The following is a 21,110-nucleotide window of genomic DNA, read 5'->3' as shown; positions in this document are numbered from 1 at the left end:
GCGGACGCTTACGCCCCCCACCCGGCCTGCCGGCCCCCAACCCGCTCGGCGACAATCCGCTCGGCCCACCCGGACCGGGCGTACGCGGCGATCGGATCGGGGTCGAGTCCCATCTCCTCGCGCACTTCCCGGAGCAGCGGCCGCACGTCCGTGTTGAACGCGTCCATCAGCACGGCGTTGGCGCCCAGTACATCCCCCGCGGCCTGCGCGGCACCCAGCGCCGCCCGATCCACCAGCAGCGCCTTCGCCGTGGCCTCCTGCACATTCATCACCGACCGGATGATCGCCGGGATCTTCGCCTCGATGTTGTGGCACTGGTCGAGCATGAACGCCACGTCCGGTGTGAACCCCCCGCCCCGGACCACCTCGTACATGATCCGGAACAACTGGAAGGGGTCGGCGGCGCCGACCATCAGGTCGTCGTCGGCGTAGAACCGCGAGTTGAAGTCGAACCCGCCGAGCTTCCCCTCCCGTAGCAGCGTGGCGACGATGAACTCGATGTTTGTGCCCGGCGCGTGGTGCCCCGTGTCGACCACGACCTGCGCCTTCGGCCCGAGCTTGAGGCAGTGCGCGTAGGCCGTGCCCCAGTCCGGGACGTCCGTGGTGTAGAAGGCCGGCTCGAAGAACTTGTACTCCAGCAGCATCCGCTGCCCGTCCCCGAGCCGCTCGTACACCTCCGCGAGGCCCTCGGCCAGCCGGTCCTGCCGGGCGCGTATGTCGTCCTGGCCGGGATAGTTCGTACCGTCCGCGAACCACAGCTTCAGATCCCGGGACCCGGTGGCGTCCATGATGTCGACGCACTCCAGGAGATGGTCCACGGCCTTGCGGCGCACCGCTGCCTCCGGGTGGCAGATGCTGCCCAGCTTGTAGTCGTCGTCCTGGAAGGTATTGGAGTTGATCGCGCCGAGCGCCACGCCCCGTTCCTCGGCGAACTTGGCGAGCGCCGCGTAGTCGTCGACCTTGTCCCAGGGGATGTGCAGCGCGACCGTCGGCGCCACTCCGGTGAAGGCATGGACCTGGGCCGCGTCCTCCAGCTTCTCCCGCGGGGTGCGCGGGACTCCCTGCTGGGCGAACACCTTGAACCGGGTCCCGGAGTTCCCGTACGCCCACGACGGCGTCTCGACGGCCTGGGTCTTGAGCGCGGCCTTCACCGCGGCGAGCTCGGTCACTTCGGGCTCCTGTGACGTCGGTTCGGAAAGTCTTCAGAAACGCATCGCTGTGAAACGATTCAAGACGGGAAGCTATGAGCCCTCCGGAGGGGTGTCAAGCCCCATGTCGCAGGCGATCGCTCGTGACTCTGCCGTGACCTTCAAACCTCGAAAGTTTTTCGATACGGACCCATTGACGTGACATGCGCCGCGTGCCTAACGTCCCGGCAACCGAGTTGAAACCTTTCACGACGTCGCGAGGGCCGTCCCGCCGACGTCGTCGAGGAGCCCCCATGACCCACCCGTCCACCACGGGTCCGGCCCCGGTCCTGGCGCTCAGGGACGTTTCGAAGTCCTTCGGCGCGGTCCGCGCCCTGCGGGACGTCTCCCTGGAGCTGTTCCCCGGGGAGGTGCACGCCCTCGCCGGAGAGAACGGCGCGGGCAAGTCGACCCTCATCAAGACCCTCGCCGGAGTGCACCGGCCGGACTCCGGCCAGGTGCTGCTCGAGGGCGCGCCCGTCGTCTTCCACGGCCCCGGCGACGCCCGCGACGCCGGCATCGCCGTGATCTACCAGGAGCCGACCCTCTTCCCCGACCTGTCGATCGCCGAGAACATCTTCATGGGCCGCCAGCCCCGGCGCGCCCTCGGCCGCATCGACCACAAGGCCACCCACGCCGCCACCCTGGCGCTGATGCGGCGCCTGGACGTCCAGCTCGACCCGGACCGGCCGGCGCGCGGACTGTCCATCGCCGACCAGCAGATCGTCGAGATCGCCAAGGCGCTCTCCTTCGACGCCCGCGTCCTGATCATGGACGAGCCGACCGCCGCCCTCACCGGCAGCGAGGTCGCCCGCCTCTTCAACGTCGTCCGCACCCTGCGCGAGCAGGGCGCCGCCGTCCTGTTCATCTCCCACCGGCTGGAGGAGATCTTCCAGATCTGCGAGCGGGTGACGACCCTGCGCGACGGCGCCTGGATCGCCAGTGAACCGCTGGAGGGGATGACCGAGGACGACCTGGTGCGCCGGATGGTCGGCCGCGACCTCGACGAGCTGTACCCCAAGCAGGACGTGGTGCCGGGCGAGGTCGCGCTGAGCGTGCGCCGGCTGACCCGCGAGGGCGTCTTCACCGATGTCTCCTTCGAGGTGCGGCGCGGTGAGATCGTCGGCCTGGCCGGGCTGGTCGGCGCGGGCCGCACCGAGGTCGCCCGGGCCGTCTTCGGGGTCGACCGCTGGGACGCCGGTGAGGTCAGCGTGGGCGGGAAGGCCCTGGTCAACGGCGCCCCGTCGACCGCCATGGCGGCAGGTCTCGCCCTCGTGCCGGAGGACCGGCGCGCCCAGGGCCTGGTGATGGACATGTCCATCGAGCGGAACATCGGACTCACCGGACTGCGCACGACCGTGAGGGCCGGGCTGATGGACCGCGGCGCCGAACGCAGCCGCTCGCTGGACTGGGCCGTCAAGCTCCAGGTCAAGTACGCCCGGATCGCCGACGCCGTCTCCACCCTCTCCGGCGGCAACCAGCAGAAGGTCGTCCTCGCCAAATGGCTGGCGACCCGGCCCGACGTCCTCATCGTCGACGAACCCACCCGCGGCATCGACGTCGGCACCAAGGCCGAGGTCCACCGGCTGCTGTCGGAACTCGCCGCCGACGGCGTCGCCGTCCTGATGATCTCCTCCGACCTGCCCGAGGTGCTCGGCATGGCCGACCGCGTCCTCGTCATGCACGAGGGCCGCCTCACCGCCGAGATCCCCCGCTCCGAAGCCACCGAGGAAACCGTGATGGCCGCAGCCACCGGGAGGGCCGCCGCATGACGGTGACCACCCCCGAGCAAGCCCCCGTCGCCGAGGCGCCCCAGCAGGGCGCGACCCGGCTCGTCGACCGCGTCTTCAAGATGCGCGAACTGGCCATCCTGATCGTCTTCCTGGTGATGATCGCCGTCACCCAGGCCGGCAACAGCGAGTTCCTCACCGAGCAGGGGATCAAGGACCTGCTCCTCAACGCGACCATCCTGGTACTGGTCGCCGTCGGCCAGTCCCTGGTGGTCATCACCCGCAACGTCGACCTGTCGGTCGGCTCCACCCTCGGCATCACCGCCTTCGCCGCCGGTACGTACCTCCAGGGCGGGGGAGATCCGGTTGTCGCCGTGGCCCTCGCCGTGCTGCTGGGCGTCGGCTTCGGGCTGCTCAACGGACTGCTCGTCAGCCTCGGCCAGGTGCCCGCCCTCGTCGTCACCCTCGGCACGCTGTACATCATCCGCGGCATCGACTCCATCTGGGTCGGCTCCCGCCAGATCACCGCGGCCGATCTCCCCGACGGCTTCGTCGACTTCGGCTCCGGCGGTATCTCCGCCGTGCCCTACCTCGCGCTGATCGCCCTCGCCGTCCTGGTGGCGACCGCCTACTACCTCAAGCACTACGGCAGCGGGCGCGAGTTGTACGCCCTCGGCTCCAACCCCGAGGCCGCCCGCCTCGCCGGCATCCCCGTGCGCAAGCGGATCCTCGCCGCGTACACCTTCTGCGGCGCGGTGACCGGGCTCGCCGGGGCCATGTACCTCGCCCGGTTCGGCAACGTCGACTCCGGGACCGGCAGCGGCTACGAACTCACCGTCGTCAGCGCGGTCGTGGTCGGCGGCGTCGTCTTCACCGGCGGCTCCGGCAGCGTCTACGGCGCCGCCCTCGGCGCGATGCTGCTGACCTCCATCAACAGCGTGCTGCCCGCCCTCGGCGTCAGCTCCGTGTGGGTACTCGCCATCAACGGCATCCTGCTCATCCTCGCCATCGCGGTCGACCGGATCGTCGCGCTGCGCGTGGCCTCGGCCCTGAAGAAGAGGAACGCCCGCCATGCCTGACTCCCTCACCCGCGCGGTCCGCTGGGACACGGTGGTCGGCGCCCTTCTGATCGTCGTGCTCCTGCTGTCCTTCGGATTCGTCGACGGTTTCGGCAACGCGCTCAACCTGTCGTTCCTGATCGGGAACACCCTTCCGATCGCCTTGATCGCCCTGCCGATGACCCTGTTGGTCGTCTCGGGCGAGATCGATCTCTCGGTCGCCTCCACCGCGGGCCTGTCCGGTGCCGTGATGGGCGCCCTGTGGAACCAGGGCATGACGATCGAGACGATCATTCCGATCTGTCTGCTGCTCGGAGTGGTGTGCGGACTGATCAACGGTCTGCTGGTGACCAGGCTGGGGCTGCCGTCGCTCGCCGTGACCATCGGAACGCTGGCCGCCTACCGGGGCATCGCACAGATCGTGCTCGGCTCCGACGCGGTGACCGACTTCCCCGCCCCGTACCTGGACTTCGCCTCCGGTCGGATCGGCGACACGTTCATCCCGTACGCGTTTTTGCCCTTCCTCGTGCTCCTCGCGATCGCGGTGATCGTTCTGCACGCCATGCCCTTCGGACGGTCGCTGTTCGCGATCGGGGCCAGCGAGGAGGCGGCGCGGTTCGCCGGGATCCGGGTCAAGCGGCAGAAGCTGATCCTGTTCACGGCCACCGGGGTCATGGCGTCGCTCACCGGGATCTTCTGGGCGCTGCACTACGCGTCCGCCCGGTACGACAACGCGACCGGGCTCGAACTGTCCGTCGTGGCGGCCGTCTTGCTCGGCGGGATCGACTTCGACGGTGGCAAGGGAACGCTCGGCGGTGCGATCGCCGGGGTGTTCCTGCTGGGTGCGCTGCAGAACGTCATGAGTCTTCAGGACGTCTCGGCGCAGACGCAGATCCTCGTCACCGGTGTGCTGCTCGTGCTCTCCGTCCTCGGGCCCCGGGTCGCCCGGCAACTCGCCGTCGCACGGGCTCAATCGTCCGGCTGACCACTGACCACTGCCCTGCCCGCTCACCACTGACCGCCGTCCGCGGCTGCTCGCGCCCCGCGCGGCGGAGCCGCACCTCGACACGCGCCCCGCAAGGGGGCGCGCCTCCCCCTCCCCTCGTCCTAAAGGAACCCTTCCATGCGTAAGTCATCCCTCCGTCGCGCTTCCGCGGCGCTCGCCGCCGCCACCTCCCTCGCCCTCGCTCTCACCGCCTGCGGCGGCACCACCAAGGAGGACGTCGCCAAGGAGGACGCCTCCGCCGCGAGCGCCGGCAAGGCGGACCCCAACGCCGAGCTGAAGAAGGGGCTGACCGTCGGCTTCCTGCCCAAGGCGGTCAACAACCCCTACTTCACCTCCGCCGACAAGGGCGGCGAGGCGGCCCTGAAGGAACTGGGCTCCAGCTACAAGGAGGTCGGGACGTCCAGCGCCACCGACACCGCCGGACAGGTCTCCTACGTCAACACGCTCACCCAGCAGCAGGTCGACGCCATGGCCGTCTCCGCGCAGGACCCCGGCGCCCTGTGCACCGCGCTCAAGCAGGCCATGAAGAACGACATCAAGGTCGTCACCTACGACTCCGACACCAAGGCCGACTGCCGCAACGCCTTCGTCTCGCAGGCCAGTGCCGAGGACCTGGGCCGCACCGAGGTGCAGCTGCTCGCCGAACAGATCGGGTACAAGGGCGAGATCGCGATCCTGTCCGCCGCGCAGACCGCGACCAACCAGAACACCTGGATCGAGTTCATGAAGGACGAGCTCAAGGATCCCAAGTACAAGGACATGAAGCTGGTGAAGGTCGCCTACGGCAACGACGACGCCCAGCAGTCCTTCCAGCAGACCCAGGGCCTGCTCCAGGAGTACCCGAACCTGAAGGGGATCATCTCCCCGACCACCGTCGGCATCAAGGCCGCCGCCCAGTACCTGTCGGGCTCCAAGTACAAGGGCCAGGTCAAGCTGACCGGCCTCGGCACCCCCAACGACATGCGCAAGTACGTCAAGAACGGCACCGTCGAGGCCTTCGAGCTGTGGGACCCGGCCAAGCTGGGCGAGCTGGCCGCCCGTACCGCCGTGGCGCTGGTGTCCGGGCAGATCACCGGCAAGGAGGGCGAGACCTTCACCGCCGGGGACATGGGCGAGTACACGATCGGCAAGGACGGCGTGATCAGCCTCGGCAAGCCCACCGTGTTCGACGCCAAGAACATCGACCAGTACAACTTCTGATCCCCAGGGGGCAGTTGATGCAGCGTGTGTGCTTCGTGCTGAAGGTCCGGGCGGACCGGCTCGACGAGTACCGCGAACGGCACGCCGAGGTGTGGCCCGAGATGCGCGCCGCGCTCTCGGCCACCGGCTGGCACAACTACTCGCTCTTCCTGCGCGAGGACGGCCTGATCGTCGGCTACTTGGAGACCGAGGACTTCGCCGCCGCCCTGGCCGGCATGGAGGCCACCGAGGTCAACGCCCGCTGGCAGGCCGAAATGGCGCCGTTCTTCGAGCAGTTGGACGGCGCCCGCCCCGACGAATCGATGAAACCCCTCACCGAAGTCTTCCATCTAGCCTGAGCCGGAGCCGCTTTCCATGAGAAGACGCACCGTACTGGCGACCGCCCTGCTCGCCGCCGTGGCCACCCCGGGCACGGCACGGGCCGCCGATCCCGGGCCGTCCGTCACCCCGACCGGCACCACCACCCTCGACCCGCAGGCCATCTTCTTCGTCTCCTACGACGGCCTGGTCAACAACAACTCCTTCCAGAAGAACGCCCTGTTGACCTACCAGGGCCACCAGTACGCCGTCTGGTACAGCGCCGACCGCAACGCCGTCGTCGGCCGCCGCCCGCTCGGCTCCAGCACCTGGTCGACGGTGAAGGTCGGCCACACCCTGCGCTACAACGACTCCCACAACGTGATCTCCATGGGCGTCTCCCGCGTCGATGGACGCCTGCACCTGAACATGGACTCCCACAGCGACGGCTTCACCTACGTCAAGTCGGTCGCCGGGCTGATGGACAACCCCGGCGGACTGTCCTGGACCGCGAGCCGCTTCGGCGCACCCCAGTCCACCCTGGACGGCGTGACCCTGACCAGCCAGTTCACCTACCCGCAGTTCATCGCCACCCCCGAGGGCCGCCTCCAGCTCAGCTACCGGGCCGGGATCTCCGGCAACGGCCGCAATGCCCTCGCCGAGTACGACGGCACGAAGTGGACCGCGCTGGGGGAGTGGACCAGCTCCACCGGCACGTACAGCAGCGAGCACGGCTCCTCCACCGCCCGCAACATGTACCTGCACGGCATCGACTACGACCGCAACGGCCGGCTGCACGCCTTCTTCACCTGGCGCGAGCAGAACGGCGCCGTGATGTGCAACGGCGGCGGCATCACCAACCACGACACCGGCTACGTCTACTCCGACGACCGTGGACGCACCTGGCGCAACAACGCGGGCACCGTCGTCGGCACCACCGGCGGCTCCGACCGGGTCGCCGTCACCGACGCCGGACTGGTCGTCGACCCGCTCAACCCGGACCACTCCCTGATGAACCAGGAGAGCCAGGCCACCGACTCCGCCGGCCGCCCGCACGCGATCGTCTCCTACGTCCCCGGCCGCTTCGGGCAGTGCACGACGAACTACGTCGCGAACCGCACGGCCAACGGGCGCGCCTTCCACGTGCGGAGGAACGCCTCCGGCACCTGGCAGAAAACCGAGATCCCGGTCCCGCTGAATTCCAGCCAGCGCACCAAGCTGATCCTGGACAAGTACGACAACGCCTATGCGATCCTCCCCTTCGGCCGGATCGCCGGAGCCTCCAAGTCGTCCGGGTACAGCGACTGGACCCTGCTGTACGACGGGGCCGGGCTGAACGCGTTCGGGGAGGTCGTGATCGACGAGACGCGGGTCGCCCAGGACAACGTGCTGTCGGTGATGTACCAGGTGAAATCCACCGGAACGACACCGTCGGCGCTCCGTGTCGTCGACTTCCGGCTCCCCGCCTGACCCATGCCGTACAAGGGCGGCGTGACGGTAATGTGAAGACCCTCCCGCCCGCCGCCCCTCGTTTTCCCTGGAGGTCCCTGCCCGATGGCCCAGTCGGTGGGTATCAAGGATGTCGCCCGCGCCGCCGGAGTCTCCGTCGGCACGGTCTCGAACGTGATCAACCGTCCGGACACGGTCGCCACCGAGACCCGCGCCCGGGTGCTCTCGGCGATCGACCGGCTGGGCTACGTCCGCAGCGAGTCCGCGCGCCAGCTGCGCGCCGGCCGCAGCAGGATCATGGGGCTGCTCGTCCTGGACATGGGCAACCCCTTCTTCGTCGACGTGGCGCGCGGCGCCGAGCGGGCCGCCCGGGAGGCCGGGCTCGGCGTGATGGTCTGCAACAGCGCGCAGAGCGCGAGCGAGGAGGCCGAGTACCTGTCGCTCTTCGCCGAGCAGCGGGTGCGCGGGGTGCTGCTGACCCCGGCGGACGCCACCGGCCGCAACATCGAGACCTTCCGGCGGCACAACATCCCCTTCGTCCTCGTCGACCGGGTCGCCGAGGGCACCACCGAGTGCTCGGTCTCCGTCGACGACGTCGCGGGCGGCGCCCTCGCCGTCCGGCACCTGGTCGACGCCGGGCACCGCTCGATCGCGTACGTCAGCGGTCCGCCCAGCCTCAACCAGGTCCGCGACCGCCGTACCGGCGCCCTGAACGCGCTCGCCGAGGCCGGGCTCGGCCCCGAGGCGCTGCGCGAGCTGCCCACCGAACGGCTCGACGTGGCCGCCGGCCGGGACGCGGGCGCCCGGCTGCTGGGCCTCGCCGACCGGCCGACCGCCGTGTTCTGCGCCAACGACCTGCTCGCCCTCGGCGTCCTCCAGGCCATGTACGCGGCCGGGGTCTCCGTCCCCGACGACCTCGCCATCGTCGGCTACGACGACATCGAGTTCGCCGCCGCCGCGGCCGTCCCGCTGACCTCGGTACGGCAGCCCGCCGTCACCATGGGCGCCCTCGCCGCCGAGCTGCTGCTGGAGGAGACCGAGGGCGAGGAGGGCGCGCGCGGACACGAGCACCGCCGGGTGGTGCTCCAGCCCGAACTGGTGGTGCGGCGCTCCAGCCTGTCGGCCCGCTGATCGGTCGTTCAGTACAAATTCATGATCGGGGGATCGGATATCGGACGGACATGTGCTGAACTGGGACGCGTCCCGCACCATCCGTCCGTCCCGGGAGCCCTGTTGACCGCGACTTATCGCCAGCCCGGCGTCGTACTGACCGACCGCCGCTTCACCGTGCCCCTCGACCACGACGACCCGGCGGGGGAGACCATCGAGCTCTTCGCCCGCGAGGTGGTCGCCGGTGACCGGGCGGGCCAGGACCTGCCGTGGCTGGTCTACCTCCAGGGCGGCCCCGGCTTCGGCGCGAACCGGTTCGTGGGCAAGCAGGCCTGGCTCGGCCGGGCCCTGAAGGACTACCGGGTGCTCCTGCTCGACCAGCGCGGCACCGGCCACTCCACGCCCGCGAACCGCCAGACGCTGCCGCTGCGCGGCGGCCCCGCCGAGCAGGCCGACTACCTCACCCGCTTCCGCGCCGACTCCATCGTCCGGGACTGCGAGGCCATCCGGCCCGCCGTCACCGGCGGCGCCCCCTGGACCGTCCTCGGGCAGAGCTTCGGCGGCTTCTGCACCGTGAACTACCTGTCCACCGCCCCCGAGGGCCTCAGCGGCGCCATCATCACCGGCGGCCTGCCCTCGCTCGACGCCCACGCCGACGACGTCTACCGCGCGGCCTACCCGCGCATCGAGCGCAAGGTCACCGCGCACTACGAGCGCTATCCGCAGGACGTGGAGCGGGTCCGCCGCATCGTCGACCACCTGCTCGGCCACGACGTGGTGCTCCCGAACGGCTACCGGCTCACCGCCGAGGCGTTCCAGTCCGTCGGCATCATGCTCGGCGGCGGCGAGGGCAGCCACCGTCTGCACTTCCTGCTGGAGCACGCCTTCGTGCGCACCCCGCAGGGCATGGCCCTCTCCGACGCCTTCCAGGAGGACATGCAGAGCCTGCTGTCGTACGCGAGCCACCCCCTGTACGCCCTCGTCCACGAGGCGATCTACGCCCAGGACGCCCGCCCCACCGCCTGGTCCGCCGAGCGGGTGCGCGCCGAGTTCCCGCAGTTCGACGCGGCCAAGGCGCTCGCCGGGGACGGACCGGTGCTGCTGACCGGGGAGACCATCCACCCCTGGATGTTCGAGTGCGACCCCGCGCTGCGCCCGCTGCGCGAGACCGCCGAACTGCTCGCCGCCCGCAGCGACTGGACCCCGCTGTACGACCCCGCGCGGCTCGCCGCCAACGAGGTGCCGGTCGCGGCGGCGATCTACCACGACGACATGTACGTCGACACCGCCCACTCCCTGCGCACCGCCCGCACCATTCGTGGCCTGCGCACCTGGGTCACCGACGAGTTCGAGCACGACGGCGTGCGCGCGGGCGGACCCCGGGTGCTGGACCGGCTGCTGGCACTGATGCGTGACGAAATGTGAGGAAACGGGGGGCTGCGCTGACTAGTCTGCGGGCATGGCAGATCCGATGATCACCCGACTCCGCCCCATGCCCGAGGACTGGCAGCGCGCCCTCGCCGTGGTGGCCCACCCGGACGACCTGGAGTACGGCTGCTCGGCGGCCGTCGCCGCGTGGACCGACCAGGGACGCGAGATCGCGTACGTCCTGGCGACCCGGGGCGAGGCCGGTATCGACACCCTCGACCCCGAGCGCTGCGCCGTGCTGCGGGAACAGGAGCAGCGGGCGAGCGCGGCGGTAGTCGGGGTGTCGGTGGTGGAGTTCCTCGACCACAAGGACGGGGTGATCGAGTACGGCACCGCCCTGCGCCGGGACATCGCCGCCGCGATCCGCCGCCACCGGCCCGAACTGGTCATCACCCTCAACCACCGGGACACCTGGAGCGGCGTCGCCTGGAACACCCCCGACCACGTGGCGGTGGGCCGCGCCACGCTGGACGCCGCCGCCGACGCCGGGAACCGGTGGATCTTCCCCGAACTGGTCGAGCAGGGCCTGGAGCCCTGGAACGGCGTCCGCTGGGTCGCCGTCGCCGGTTCCAGCTCGCCCACCCACGCCGTGGACGCCTCAGCCGGACTGGAGCGGGCGGTGCGCTCGCTCCTCGAACACCGCACCTACATCGAGGCGTTGACGGACGAGGACCCGGAGACGTACGCCCGCCGCTTCCTCACCGAGACCGCGACGGCGACGGGGGAGCGGTTCGACGGGAAGCCGGCGGTCACCTTCGAGGTGTTCGCCCGCTGACCCCAACACTGCCACACGACAACAGCGCCCCCGATCCTTGGACCGGGGGCGCCGCAGCCCGACCCCACCGCGTGGCAGCTGGTATTGGGGTGGGCCGTCCATGAGTGACGATCTTGTGCTCAGCGGCCGTTCGTCCTACCGCTGGAGCTGCGGGCGGGCCGGGCGCCTGCGGGGTGCGGTCGTGGCCCTGCCCGGGTTCCACAGCCGGGCCAGGGGGCCGATGTGTGTGGCGCGCCCGCAGTCTTCGCACGAGGCGATGACGGTGCCCTGGTAGAGCGTGCCGACGGTCTTGCGGCTCCTGCACTCCATACAGGGGGTGCCGCCGTACCTGCGCTCCACGAACATGAACGCCCGGTCGGTCGTGGCGCTGTCCATCAGGTGGCGCTGACCGCGCCCGCCCCGGCGCCCTCCAGGTCGGCGTCCGTCGCCATCAGGTCGTCGAACTCGCCGTCCTTGACGCCCTGGCAGAACTTGGTGAACTCCACCCGGGTGAACGCCAGGACCGGGGCGGCCGGGTCCTTGGAGTCTGTCACCTCGATCATGCGGGTGCCGTCGCTGACCTTCGGGTGCGGGTGATCCTTGGCGTGCGGCCCTGCGGCGACCAGGACGCAGTCCTCGTCCGGGATCATTGGCCCGAGGTCGGTGCGGGACGCCTTGCGCCACGACCGGCCGAGCGCGTTGGCGTTCTCGAACGGGAGGGTGACCTTGCCGTTGGTGATGCTGCCCATCGGGTATCCCTTCTTCGTGTTCCTGCAGTGCCCGTCCTGCTGTGGCTTGCGGACCGGCGGCGGGAGGGGAGTGCACGGGGGTCAGTGCCCGACGTGCTCGTAGTGGTCGCACAGGGCATCGAGGGAGCGGGCCAGGCGCCGCGCGTGCCCGACCGGGCCGTTGAACCGTGGGCTCGGTGTTTTGCGGAGTCTGCCGCGAGCCTCCCCAGCGCAGGCGAGCAGGCAGTAACGCGGGATGCTGCCGCTCGGTAGCCGTTTGGCCACCTGCTCGACCTCGGGCAGGAGCAGCGCGATGTGGCCGCGGAGCTGGCAGGTGAGCGTCTCCAGGTCGGCGGGTGCCGGCGGGAGCGCTTCGGGTGCGGCGTCCGGGTGGAGGAACTCGTCGACGACGGCCCGCATCGTAGCGATGTCCGGCGGGCTCTGGTCCTGCCCTGACGCCGAGGGCGCGGGGATGCTATCTGATGCCATGTCGACGCTCGCAGCAGCGTTGGCCACTCCGGGGCCGGTCGCAACGGCCGCCGGGTTCCGTCGTTTCCACCGACCATAGGAACCGGATCATCCGGCAGGCCACGAAGTTGCACGGAATTACATGGCAGTTTTAGTGCGCTGGTCATGGCTGACTTGTGCTCTTGGCCATAGGATGCGCGAGGGCTGACTCAGATGTAAATCGCTGCAACCGCCTAGCGCCGGAGGCCAGCCACCATGACCATTCACTTCGTCGGAATTGACCCCGAGACAGACGAGGACGGATGCCCCACAGTCTGGGTGGACACGCAGACCGACGACCTGCTGATCCAGCGCTACAAGGCCGACGCCGAAACCACGGCGACCTGCGACGCGCTGTCCCCGGCGAGGGCCCCGATCCCGCCAAGCGAGACAATCATCCGGATCCCGGCCCGCATGATCCACATCATCAGGAAGGCGTGCAATGAGCTCGATCCCGGGGTTCGCTGAACTCCTCGACGACACACGCAAGTCGGCGGTCCATCTGGAAATGCGGGACGCCTACTACAGCAACCCCCGCTTCGAGGCATGGCAGGACGGGCACCGCGTCGACTGGGATGACAGGGCGTCCTGGTGGCGGCCCTACCACCAGAACATCGCCGACGCCGTCGCCCGAGGTGTGACCGTGCGCCGCGCCCGCATCGTGTCCGAGCCGGTCAGCGACTACATCCGATGGGAGCACTACCAGACCCGCGCCAACCTGGAGGCCGGCGAACAAGTCCGGTGGCTGCCCCGGCACCTTGCGTGGAACCTGCTTTTGCCTGGCGCCGACCTGTGGATTTTCGACGGGCGGCTGATGCGCGTGCACCACTTCTCGGGCGACGGCGAGTGGATCAGCAAGGAGCTGTGCGACGACCAGGACGTGGTGGACCAGTATGCCGCGGCGTTCGAGCGCGTCTGGGAGCGGGCCATCCCGCATGACCAGTACGAGGTCAAGTAGCCAGCAATGTCCACATTCCCCACGTCCAGCGTGCAGGAAGCGCGCGCAGCTCTCGCGGCCAGGCTGCGGGAGCTGCGCCTGGACGCGGGAATCACCAGTAAGGAACTCGCCCGCCTCGCCGGATGGTCCGTAGCCAAGTCCTCACGGATCGAGAATGCCGTCACGGCCCCCGCCGACTCGGACATCCGCGCCTGGTGCACTGCCTGCGGCGCCGACCAGGAGGCCGAGGACCTGATCGCGGCCAGCCGACAAGCGGACGCCATGTACCTGCACTGGAAACGTCTCCAACGCACGGGCATGAAGCGGCTCGCAGAGACCTCGGCCAAGCTGTACGAGAGCACCCGGCTGTTCCGCGTCTACGCCTCGCACGTGGTGCCCGGCTACCTGCAGACGCCCGGCTACGCGGCAGCGCTCATGGGCACCATCGCGGGTTTCCGCGGCACCCCGGACGACGTCTCCGAGGCAGTCGAGGTGCGGATGCGCCGGGCCCGGGTAATCCACGAGGGCGACCACCGGTTCGCGACGCTCATCGAGGAGAACGTCCTTCACCACATGGTGGGCGGACCAGAGGTGATGGTCGGCCAGCTCGGGAACTTGCTCGCCGCTATGCCACTCCCGTCCATGTCGCTCGGCATCATCCCGGCCGCAGCCCCAAGAGAAGGCGTGATGTGGCCGCTGGAACAGTTCACGGTCTTCGACGACGCACGCATTCACGTTGAACTGCTCGCCGCGAAGGTGACCGTCACTGCCCCCGGCGAACTGGACATCTACCTGCGGGCGTTCGCCCGGCTGACTGAGCTGGCCGTGTACGGAGCCGAGGCCAGGGCACTGATCGTGAAGGCCATCGAGGCCTTGCGCTGAACCCGGGCACGACGAAACGCCCCCTTGCACTCGCGAGCACGCTGTCCGGGCCCTCACGGAGGGGGTCGTTGCGGGGGTTGCCAGCCACGGGCACCCTCCGAGCGCCTTCTGGCAGTCGGCGGCGATTTCTTCTTCGGACTTGCCGCAGGCTGCGGTGAGGGCTGCGAGGGTGAGCAGGGGGCGGTGAGTGTTCTTCGGGCGTGCATGCTTTCCCCAGGGATGTCGTGGCACTGACGGGGCGTCACGACGCGTTGTGTGCACAGCATGTGCATGGTGCGACGGTGCTGTGGCGTGCCGTCGTCTGGGGTGGTTGTGGTGGCTGCCCCGTACCTGGCTGGTACGGGGCAGCGCTTGGGTCTACTGCTGAACGGTGCCGTTCAGTGCTTCGGCGACCTTGGGGGCGAGGCGCTTGCTGTCGTCGCGGGCAGCCTTGTCGCGGGTGGGCAGGCTGACGGCCCAGGTGTCGCCGGTGACTGCGACGCCGCCGAACTGCTTGGACAGGGGGATCCATGCGGCCAGCGCCTCGGGGTTGGGGAACATGTTGATGCCGGCGTCGCTGGCCGCCTCGTCCTGGTCGGTGACGGTGAAGGTGTACGAGGTGCCGCCGACTTCGGTGATGTACGAGGCGTCTGTGTCTTCCTCCGGCGCGGAGACGGTGAGCCCCGCGTCCTTGAGCGCGTTGGAGATGTCCTGGGCGCTGTCGTAGCCGTCGGTGCTGTCGCCTGCCGCTGCTGCAGCGGTCTGAGAGATGGCGGTGTTCGGCTTGGCGTCGGCCTGACCGTCGCTGTCCTCGCTGCTGCAGGCGGTGAGGGTGAGAGCGGCGAGTACAGCGACGGTGGTGATGCGGTCGCGCATGGTTTCCCCTGGGAGTGCTGGTGCTGGCAGGGGCAGCATGTCGTGCGTGCAGGGCTGGAGTTGACGCTGTGACGGGACCGTTACTCTGCGTTCGGGTGCCGATGGTTACTGGGCGCCAATACGAGCCGTGGCTGAAGCTCAGCCGCACCGACACCGAGGAGATCCGCAACCTCGGCGGCTGGCTGACCACGGTGGTGGGCCGGGTCTGCCTGGACCTGCTGCGTTCGCGCGCCACGCGGCGCGAGGACCCGCTGGACGACACCCTCGTCCCCGACCCCGTGATCCGCCCGCTGCCCCGGACCGACCCGGAGCAGGAGGTGCTGCGGGCCGACTCGGTGGGGCTGGCCATGATGGTCGTCCTTGAGACGCTGGAACCCGCCGAGCGGCTGGCGTTCGTGCTGCACGACATGTTCGCCGTGCCCTTCGACGACATCGCGCGGATCGTGGAGCGCAGCCCGGCCGCGACCCGCCAGCTCGCCAGCCGCGCCCGGCGCCGGGTCCGCGGCGCCACCCCGCCCACCGAGCCGGACCTGGGACGGCACCGCCAGGTCCTGGACGCCTTCCTGACGGCCTGCCGGGCCGGGGACTTCGACGCCCTGCTGGAACTCCTCGACCCCGGGATCGTGCTGCGTGCCGACTCCGGTCCGTTGGTCGGCGGGGCGGCGGCGTCGAAGATGGTGCGGGGCGCAGCCGGTGGCCGAACAGGCAATGCTGTTCCGCGAGTTCGCGCGGTACGCGCCGGTCGTGCCGGGGGTGGTCGCGCCCGACGGCAAGCCACTGTCGGTCACGGCGCTTACCGTCACCGACGGCCGGATCACCGGTATGTACATCCTGGCCGACCCCGCGCGGCGGCCGGGCTCGACCTGTCTGACCTGGCCGGATAGCGGCGCGCGGACGCCCGTAGGCTGGTCGGCATGCGAGATCTGCCCCTCGACCCGGCCGGCCTGCGCGGCGACTGCGCGAACTGCTTCGGACTGTGCTGTGTCGCCCTGCCGTTCGCCGCGTCCGCCGACTTCCCCGTCGACAAGCGGGCCGGGACGCCCTGCCGCAACCTCCAGGACGACCACCGCTGCGGCATCCACACCCGGCTGCGGGAGCGGGGCTGGTCCGGGTGCACGGTCTACGACTGCTTCGGTGCCGGTCAGCGGGTCTCGCAGGTCACCTTCGGCGGCCAGGACTGGCGCACCGGTCCCGCCGAGCACGCCCGGCGCATGTTCGACGTGTTCCCGGTCGTCCGCCAGCTCCACGAACTGCTCTGGTACCTCACCGAGGCCCTGACCCTCCCCGCCGCCCGCCCCGTCCACGCCGGTCTGCGCCGCCTGCTGCGGAAGACGGAGGACCTGGCGGCGGGCACTCCAAAGGAGCTGTCCGCCCTGGACGTGGGCCCCCACCGCCAGGAAGTGGGCATGCTGCTGCTCCGGGCAAGCGAACTGACCCGGGCGAACCTGCGCGGCCGCCGCAAGGACCGCCGGGGCGCCGACCTGGTGGGCGCCCGTCTCCAGGGCGCCGACCTCCGGGGCATCAGCCTCCGCGGCACCTACCTCATCGCGGCCGACCTCACCGGAGCGGACCTGCGGGGCGCGGACCTGCTGGGCGCGGACCTGCGCGACGCGGATCTGACCGACGCCGACCTGACCGGCGCGATCTTCCTGACCCAGCCGCAGGTGAACGCGGCACGGGGGAGCGGCGGGACCAAGCTGCCGGGGGCGCTGGAGCGGCCCGCGCACTGGGCCGCCGCGAAGGGCTGACGGTCAGCCCTCCACCCCACTGGCGGGACAGCGTGCCTCCGCTCCGACCGGACCGGCAGTCCTCCGCTCCACTCCCATCCGCAGCCCGTCCGGCATCAGGGTCAGCCGTTCCGTCACCCGGAGCCGATAGCCGGGGTCCGGCCGCAGGGTGTAACGGCGCAGCAGCAGACCCAGGACCAGCGTCGCCTCGTGCAGGGCGAACTGGCGGCCGATACAGGCGCGGGCGCCGGTGCCGAAGGGCTTGAAGGTGTGCGGGGGCCGGGACCGTACCGCCTTGGGGTCGAAGCGGTCGGGGTCGAAACGCTCGGCGTCCGGGCCCCAGGCCGCAGGATCGCGGTGCAGCAGCGGGGTGAGGACCAGCGTCCAGGCGCCGCGCCGCATGGGGTGCTCCCCGGCCAGCACGGTGTCCTCCCGCGCCTCCCGGCCGAAGGCGGGCGCCGTCGGCCACAGCCGCAGCGACTCGTCCAGTACGCGGCGTACGTACCGCAGCTTGGCCACCTGGTCGTAGCCGGGCCGTTCGGTGTCGCCCCACACCTCGTCCACCTCGGCGCGGGCTCGGGCGGCCACCTCCGGGTGCCGGGCGAGGTAGTACAGCGCGAAGGACAGCGCGCCGGAGGTCGTCTCGTGGCCCGCGACCAGGAAGGTGATGACCTGGCGGCGGACGTTCTCGGGGGCGAGGCGTTCCCCGGTCTCGGGGTGGGCGGTCTCCAGCATCCGGTCGAGCAGGTCCCCGCTCCCGCCGGAACCGCCGCGGCGCCTGCGGACCAGGTCGTCGACCGTGCGGTGGAGGTAGGCGATGTCGGCGTCGTTGCGGCGCGCGGCGGAGCTCAGCAGGAAAGGCGCCGGGACGGTGTTCAGCCGCTGGGCGTAGGCGAGCACGCCGACCATCGCGGTGACGAAGGGGTGCGGACGGGACCGTTCGAAGGAGTCGAAGTCGTGCCCGAACCCGGTGCGCGCGATGGTCTCCAGGGTCAGCTTGGTCATGTCGCCGGGCACGTCCACGGTCCGCCCGGCCAGGGCCGCCCGGTCCCAGTGGTCGGTCAGCCGCCCGGCCACGTCCAGCATCATCGGGTGGTACCCCTCCATGGCCTCCCGGCTGAACCCGGGCGCCAGCACGTCATGCGCGAGCTGCCAGTTCGGCTCGTGGTTGTACGCCGTGAACAGCGCGTCCCCGACCACGGGCCGCAGGTTCGCTATGCCGAGGCCGACGTGCTTGGCGAACCGCGTCTCGTCCGCGAGGTCGGCGGCCAGCGCCGCGCCCCACACGAACACGAACTCCCTGTTGAACGCCTTGCGCCGGAAGATCGGCCCCAGTTGGCGGCCCAGGCGCATGGAGTCCTGGAGCGGCGTGGACCGGTTGGCGCCCAGCACATCGCCGAGCAGCGGGAGCCGGCGCGGCGGGTGCGGGATGCGGTGCAGTGCGGGCCAGCCCTGGCCGGCGCCGCGGAAACCCTTGGGCGACGCGGACCGGGTCGTCGTCTCCGCCATGGCGCGATCTCCCTTGATCCTCCGGCAGATGGGGTCTGTTGTACGTCGGTTCAATAGCGCGCGGCCCCAGTCTGATCCGGTTGTTGAACCCGCGTCAAGTAAGGTGCGGGCATGAGCGCGAACCAGGGCGGCGCGCGCACCAGGCGCCGGCTCAGCACCGAGGAGCGCAGGGAGCAGCTCCTCGCCGTCGGGGCGCGGCTGTTCTCGGAGAGCCCGTACGACGAGGTGTGGATCGAGCAGGTCGCCGAGATCGCCGGGGTGTCGCGCGGGCTGCTGTACCACTACTTCCCGACCAAGCGGGACTTCTTCGCCGCCGTGGTGGAACGGGAGAGCGAGCGGATGCTGCGGATGACGGCGGCCGTGCCCGGCGTCCCGGTCCGCGACCAGCTCACCGCGAGCCTCGACACCTACCTGGCCTGGGCGGAGGAGCAGGCGCACGGCTTCCGTGCCTTCCACCGCGCCGAGGCCTCCGGCGACCCTGCCGTGCGCAAGGTCTACCACCGCGCGCTCGCCGCCCAGGAGCGGCAGATCCTCGCGGCCATGGCCGCCGACCCGGAGTTCGGCCCGGTCTGCGAGGCCCGCCCGGACATCCGCCTCGCCGTGCGCGGCTGGCTGGCCTTCACCACCGCCGTCTGCCTGGAATGGCTGCGCGGCTCCGCGGACCTGACCCGGGACCAGGTCCGCGACCTGTGTGCTCGCGCGCTGTTGGGTGTCATCGGCGCATAACCACCAAAGGCGGGAGTGACTCCGCGCACGATCGCGCGGGGTGGTTGGCGCGCGCCCCGATCTTCGGTAGGTTAGGCAAGGCTTACCTAAGGAGGTTCGGGAATGGGTGACAGCCAGAGCTGGACGGCCGCTCCGGCCGCGGCCGAACGCGCCCGGTCGGTGCTCGCCACCGCGTGGTCCTGCGCGGTGACCGCGGAGGGCACCCGGGAGGAGTTCGTCGGCGCGCACTCCGTGACCGACGACGGCCGGATACTGCTCGCCGTACCCGAGGACAGCGTGCTGGCCGCGGCCGCGATCTGCGCCCCGCGCGGAGAGCCGTCCGCCGTGCTGGAGTTCGCCGACGTCGCGCCCGTCCCCGTCCGCAACCGCATCCGGGCCCGGCTGTGGCTGGCCGGGTGGTTCGCCCCCGAGGACGGCCACCTCGTCTTCCGGGCCACCCGCGTCGTCCTGCGGCAGCCGAGCGGCGCGGTCATCGTCGAACTCGACGAGTTCGCCGCCGCCCGGCCCGACCCGCTCGCCCTCGCCGAGGCCAGACTGCTCACCCACCTCGCCGACTGCCACCCCGACGCCGTCGAGCGGCTGACCCGGCTGGTCGAGCCGGACAGCCTGCACGGCGCCGTCCGCGTCCAGCCCCTCGCCGTCGACCGGCACGGACTGACCCTGCGCATCGAGCGCGCCCGCGCCCACGGCGACGTACGCCTGCCCTTCCACCGTCCGGCCGACGACATCGCCCAGCTCACCGAGCGCATGCACGTCCTGCTCGGCCAGGCGGCCGCGGTCACCTGCCCGCGCCCCCTACAGCGGCAGCGCGCAGACCGCGACGGGTGAGGCGAACGGCGCGCCCGCGCGCCGCAGTTCACCCTTGTCCTCGTCGACGTGGAACACGGTCACGTCGCCGGACCGCTGGTTCGCCGCGAAGAGCAGCCCGCCGTCCGGCGACAGGGCGATCTGCCGCGGGAAGTCCCCGCCCACGGGCACGGTTCCCAGCAGCCCGAGCCGGGCCCCGTCCGCCTCCACCGCGTACCGCGACAGGCTGTTGTGGCCCCGGTTGGCGAGGAAGGCGTACCGGCCGTTGGCCGTCACCACGAACTGCGCCGGGTAGCTGGTACCCGACCCGGTGCCCGTGGACTGCGCCTCGCCGACGGTGACCCGCCCGCTGCCGGGGTCGTAGGCGCAGACCGCCACGGTGTTGTCGACCTCGTTGGCGAGATAGGCGTACCGCCCGCCCGGATGAAAGGTGAGATGGCGCGGCCCCGCGCCCGGCCGGGTACGGGCGCGCGCGACCTCGGCGAGCGTGCCCTTCGCCTCGTCGAGGTGGTACGTGTACACCGTGTCCGTGCCCAGGTCGACGGCGAGGACATGGCCGCCGTCCGGGCTGGTGATCACCTGGTGGGCGTGCGGGCCCCGCTGATCCGGGCCCGGCGCGGGGGAGGAGTGCGTGACCAGGTCCGTGCGCTCGCCCAGCGCACCCGAGGCCGCGACCGGGTGCACGGCCACACTGCCGGTGCCGTAATTCGCGCTGAACAGCCAGCGCCCGCTCGGATGCACCGACAGATGACACGGCGCCGACCCGCCGGTGCTCCGGCTGCCCAGCACCTCGCGGTCGGCGAGCCGTACCGCGGTCACGGCGCCGTCCTCGCGCTCGTTCACGGCGTACAGCGTGCGCCCGTCCGGATGCACCGCCAGATACGACGGATCGCCGACGCCCGCGATCGTGCCGGAGCCGGTGATCCGGCCGGTCCGCACGTCGTACGACGCGACCCCGATGCCCTCGCCGCCGCCCTCGGCGGACGTGTACGTGCCGAGGTACAGCGCGCGGGGCCCCGGCGCGGCCTCCCGGGAAGGGCTCGGTGCCGGGGTGCCCCGCACCGGAGGCACCGGAGGCACCGGAGGCGACGGAGGCGGCGCGTTCTCGCACCCCGCCAGGGCCACCGCGGCGGCGCTTCCCGCGACGGCGCCGACGAACCGGCGCCTGCTCACGCCCCCACTGCCCATGCCCACACCCTCGGGTCGTCCGTAC

General features: G+C 70.9%; 22 protein-coding genes and 1 pseudogene. 16 read left to right on the top strand and 7 right to left on the bottom strand.

The features are described from left to right. Positions 1–8 precede the first annotated feature (8 nt). Positions 9–1,169: an L-rhamnose isomerase gene (gene rhaI / locus ACZ7L7_RS26790; RefSeq protein WP_472077491.1), complete on the bottom strand. Its 1,161-nt coding sequence runs from the start codon at positions 1,167–1,169 to the stop codon at positions 9–11. Positions 1,170–1,441: 272 nt separating this feature from the next. On the opposite strand from rhaI, the gene ACZ7L7_RS26785 reads away from it, so the two are divergent. From ACZ7L7_RS26785 to ACZ7L7_RS26745, 9 genes are all read left to right on the top strand, one after another. Next, positions 1,442–2,959 (top strand): sugar ABC transporter ATP-binding protein, encoded by a 1,518-nt coding sequence (locus tag ACZ7L7_RS26785; RefSeq protein ID WP_285511973.1) that lies wholly within the window; start codon positions 1,442–1,444, stop codon positions 2,957–2,959. Further along, positions 2,956–3,996 carry an ABC transporter permease gene (locus ACZ7L7_RS26780; protein WP_453604626.1) on the top strand — a complete coding sequence of 347 codons (1,041 nt, stop codon included), beginning with the start codon at positions 2,956–2,958 and terminating at the stop codon, positions 3,994–3,996. Before ACZ7L7_RS26785 ends, ACZ7L7_RS26780 begins: the two co-directional genes overlap by 4 nt. After that, positions 3,989–4,960 carry an ABC transporter permease gene (locus ACZ7L7_RS26775; RefSeq protein ID WP_472077488.1) on the top strand — a complete coding sequence of 324 codons (972 nt, stop codon included), beginning with the start codon at positions 3,989–3,991 and terminating at the stop codon, positions 4,958–4,960. Before ACZ7L7_RS26780 ends, ACZ7L7_RS26775 begins: the two co-directional genes overlap by 8 nt. Before the next feature lie 138 nt (positions 4,961–5,098). Beyond that, positions 5,099–6,181 (top strand): rhamnose ABC transporter substrate-binding protein, encoded by a 1,083-nt coding sequence (gene rhaS / locus ACZ7L7_RS26770; RefSeq protein ID WP_285511975.1) that lies wholly within the window; start codon positions 5,099–5,101, stop codon positions 6,179–6,181. 17 nt (positions 6,182–6,198) lie between these two features. After that, positions 6,199–6,519 (top strand): L-rhamnose mutarotase, encoded by a 321-nt coding sequence (locus tag ACZ7L7_RS26765; protein ID WP_472077486.1) that lies wholly within the window; start codon positions 6,199–6,201, stop codon positions 6,517–6,519. A 16-nt stretch (positions 6,520–6,535) separates the two neighbouring features. Continuing rightward, on the top strand, positions 6,536–7,948 hold the full coding sequence (locus ACZ7L7_RS26760) for a BNR repeat-containing protein (RefSeq protein ID WP_471428944.1): 1,413 nt from the start codon (positions 6,536–6,538) through the stop codon (positions 7,946–7,948). Between the two features lie 84 nt (positions 7,949–8,032). Further along, positions 8,033–9,058, top strand: coding sequence for a LacI family DNA-binding transcriptional regulator (locus tag ACZ7L7_RS26755; RefSeq protein WP_471592202.1), 1,026 nt, complete (start codon positions 8,033–8,035; stop codon positions 9,056–9,058). 102 nt (positions 9,059–9,160) lie between these two features. Then, positions 9,161–10,462: an alpha/beta fold hydrolase gene (locus ACZ7L7_RS26750; RefSeq protein WP_472077483.1), complete on the top strand. Its 1,302-nt coding sequence runs from the start codon at positions 9,161–9,163 to the stop codon at positions 10,460–10,462. Positions 10,463–10,496: 34 nt separating this feature from the next. Beyond that, a complete protein-coding gene (locus tag ACZ7L7_RS26745) occupies positions 10,497–11,240 on the top strand; it encodes a PIG-L deacetylase family protein (RefSeq protein ID WP_472077481.1) in 744 nt (247 codons plus the stop codon). Positions 11,241–11,375: 135 nt separating this feature from the next. On the opposite strand, the gene ACZ7L7_RS26740 is transcribed toward ACZ7L7_RS26745, so the two are convergent. The 3 genes from ACZ7L7_RS26740 to ACZ7L7_RS26730 form a co-directional block, all read right to left on the bottom strand. Next, a complete protein-coding gene (locus tag ACZ7L7_RS26740; protein WP_285511981.1) occupies positions 11,376–11,615 on the bottom strand; it encodes a hypothetical protein in 240 nt (79 codons plus the stop codon). Beyond that, the gene (locus ACZ7L7_RS26735; RefSeq protein WP_285511982.1) at positions 11,615–11,968 is read right to left on the bottom strand and encodes a DUF397 domain-containing protein; all 354 of its coding nucleotides are present in this window, start codon (positions 11,966–11,968) and stop codon (positions 11,615–11,617) included. The genes ACZ7L7_RS26740 and ACZ7L7_RS26735 overlap by 1 nt, the downstream gene beginning before the upstream one ends. 81 nt (positions 11,969–12,049) lie before the next feature. Next, complete coding sequence (locus ACZ7L7_RS26730; protein ID WP_285511983.1) at positions 12,050–12,367, bottom strand: DUF6415 family natural product biosynthesis protein; 318 nt, start codon at positions 12,365–12,367, stop codon at positions 12,050–12,052. Between the two features lie 303 nt (positions 12,368–12,670). Here ACZ7L7_RS26730 and ACZ7L7_RS26725 point away from each other — a divergent pair, with 303 nt between their 5' ends. The 3 genes from ACZ7L7_RS26725 to ACZ7L7_RS26715 are packed head-to-tail and all read left to right on the top strand — an operon-like array spanning position 12,671 to position 14,273. Continuing rightward, positions 12,671–12,922 (top strand): hypothetical protein, encoded by a 252-nt coding sequence (locus ACZ7L7_RS26725; RefSeq protein WP_471432789.1) that lies wholly within the window; start codon positions 12,671–12,673, stop codon positions 12,920–12,922. Beyond that, positions 12,897–13,412 (top strand): DUF6879 family protein, encoded by a 516-nt coding sequence (locus ACZ7L7_RS26720; protein WP_285511985.1) that lies wholly within the window; start codon positions 12,897–12,899, stop codon positions 13,410–13,412. The genes ACZ7L7_RS26725 and ACZ7L7_RS26720 overlap by 26 nt, the downstream gene beginning before the upstream one ends. A 6-nt stretch (positions 13,413–13,418) precedes the next feature. After that, on the top strand, positions 13,419–14,273 hold the full coding sequence (locus ACZ7L7_RS26715) for a helix-turn-helix domain-containing protein (protein ID WP_471432791.1): 855 nt from the start codon (positions 13,419–13,421) through the stop codon (positions 14,271–14,273). Positions 14,274–14,630: 357 nt separating this feature from the next. Here the strand turns inward: ACZ7L7_RS26715 and ACZ7L7_RS26710 are convergent, their stop codons facing one another. Next, the gene (locus tag ACZ7L7_RS26710) at positions 14,631–15,128 is read right to left on the bottom strand and encodes a hypothetical protein (protein ID WP_285511987.1); all 498 of its coding nucleotides are present in this window, start codon (positions 15,126–15,128) and stop codon (positions 14,631–14,633) included. Between the two features lie 122 nt (positions 15,129–15,250). On the opposite strand from ACZ7L7_RS26710, the pseudogene ACZ7L7_RS26705 reads away from it, so the two are divergent. Together ACZ7L7_RS26705 and ACZ7L7_RS26700 are read left to right on the top strand one after the other, a co-directional pair. After that, positions 15,251–15,977: pseudogene (locus tag ACZ7L7_RS26705) on the top strand (sigma factor-like helix-turn-helix DNA-binding protein); the annotation flags it as partial. A 65-nt stretch (positions 15,978–16,042) separates the two neighbouring features. Continuing rightward, on the top strand, positions 16,043–16,876 hold the full coding sequence (locus ACZ7L7_RS26700) for a pentapeptide repeat-containing protein (protein ID WP_285511988.1): 834 nt from the start codon (positions 16,043–16,045) through the stop codon (positions 16,874–16,876). Between the two features lie 3 nt (positions 16,877–16,879). On the opposite strand, the gene ACZ7L7_RS26695 is transcribed toward ACZ7L7_RS26700, so the two are convergent. After that, positions 16,880–18,364, bottom strand: coding sequence for a cytochrome P450 (locus tag ACZ7L7_RS26695; RefSeq protein ID WP_285511989.1), 1,485 nt, complete (start codon positions 18,362–18,364; stop codon positions 16,880–16,882). 111 nt (positions 18,365–18,475) lie between these two features. Between ACZ7L7_RS26695 and ACZ7L7_RS26690 the strand changes: the two genes are divergently transcribed. Beyond that, positions 18,476–19,090, top strand: a complete 615-nt coding sequence (locus ACZ7L7_RS26690) for a TetR/AcrR family transcriptional regulator (protein ID WP_285511990.1) — start codon at positions 18,476–18,478, stop codon at positions 19,088–19,090. 102 nt (positions 19,091–19,192) lie between these two features. Next, positions 19,193–19,918: a DUF2470 domain-containing protein gene (locus ACZ7L7_RS26685; protein ID WP_285511991.1), complete on the top strand. Its 726-nt coding sequence runs from the start codon at positions 19,193–19,195 to the stop codon at positions 19,916–19,918. On the opposite strand, the gene ACZ7L7_RS26680 is transcribed toward ACZ7L7_RS26685, so the two are convergent. Next, positions 19,886–21,085 carry a lactonase family protein gene (locus ACZ7L7_RS26680; RefSeq protein WP_472077476.1) on the bottom strand — a complete coding sequence of 400 codons (1,200 nt, stop codon included), beginning with the start codon at positions 21,083–21,085 and terminating at the stop codon, positions 19,886–19,888. The two genes, ACZ7L7_RS26685 and ACZ7L7_RS26680, sit on opposite strands and share 33 nt — an antisense overlap. Positions 21,086–21,110 lie beyond the last annotated feature (25 nt).

Source organism: Streptomyces sp. NPDC110618 (genome assembly GCF_055657065.1).
Note: the sequence above shows the minus strand (reverse complement) of the source record. Positions and strands in the feature narration are given on the sequence as shown.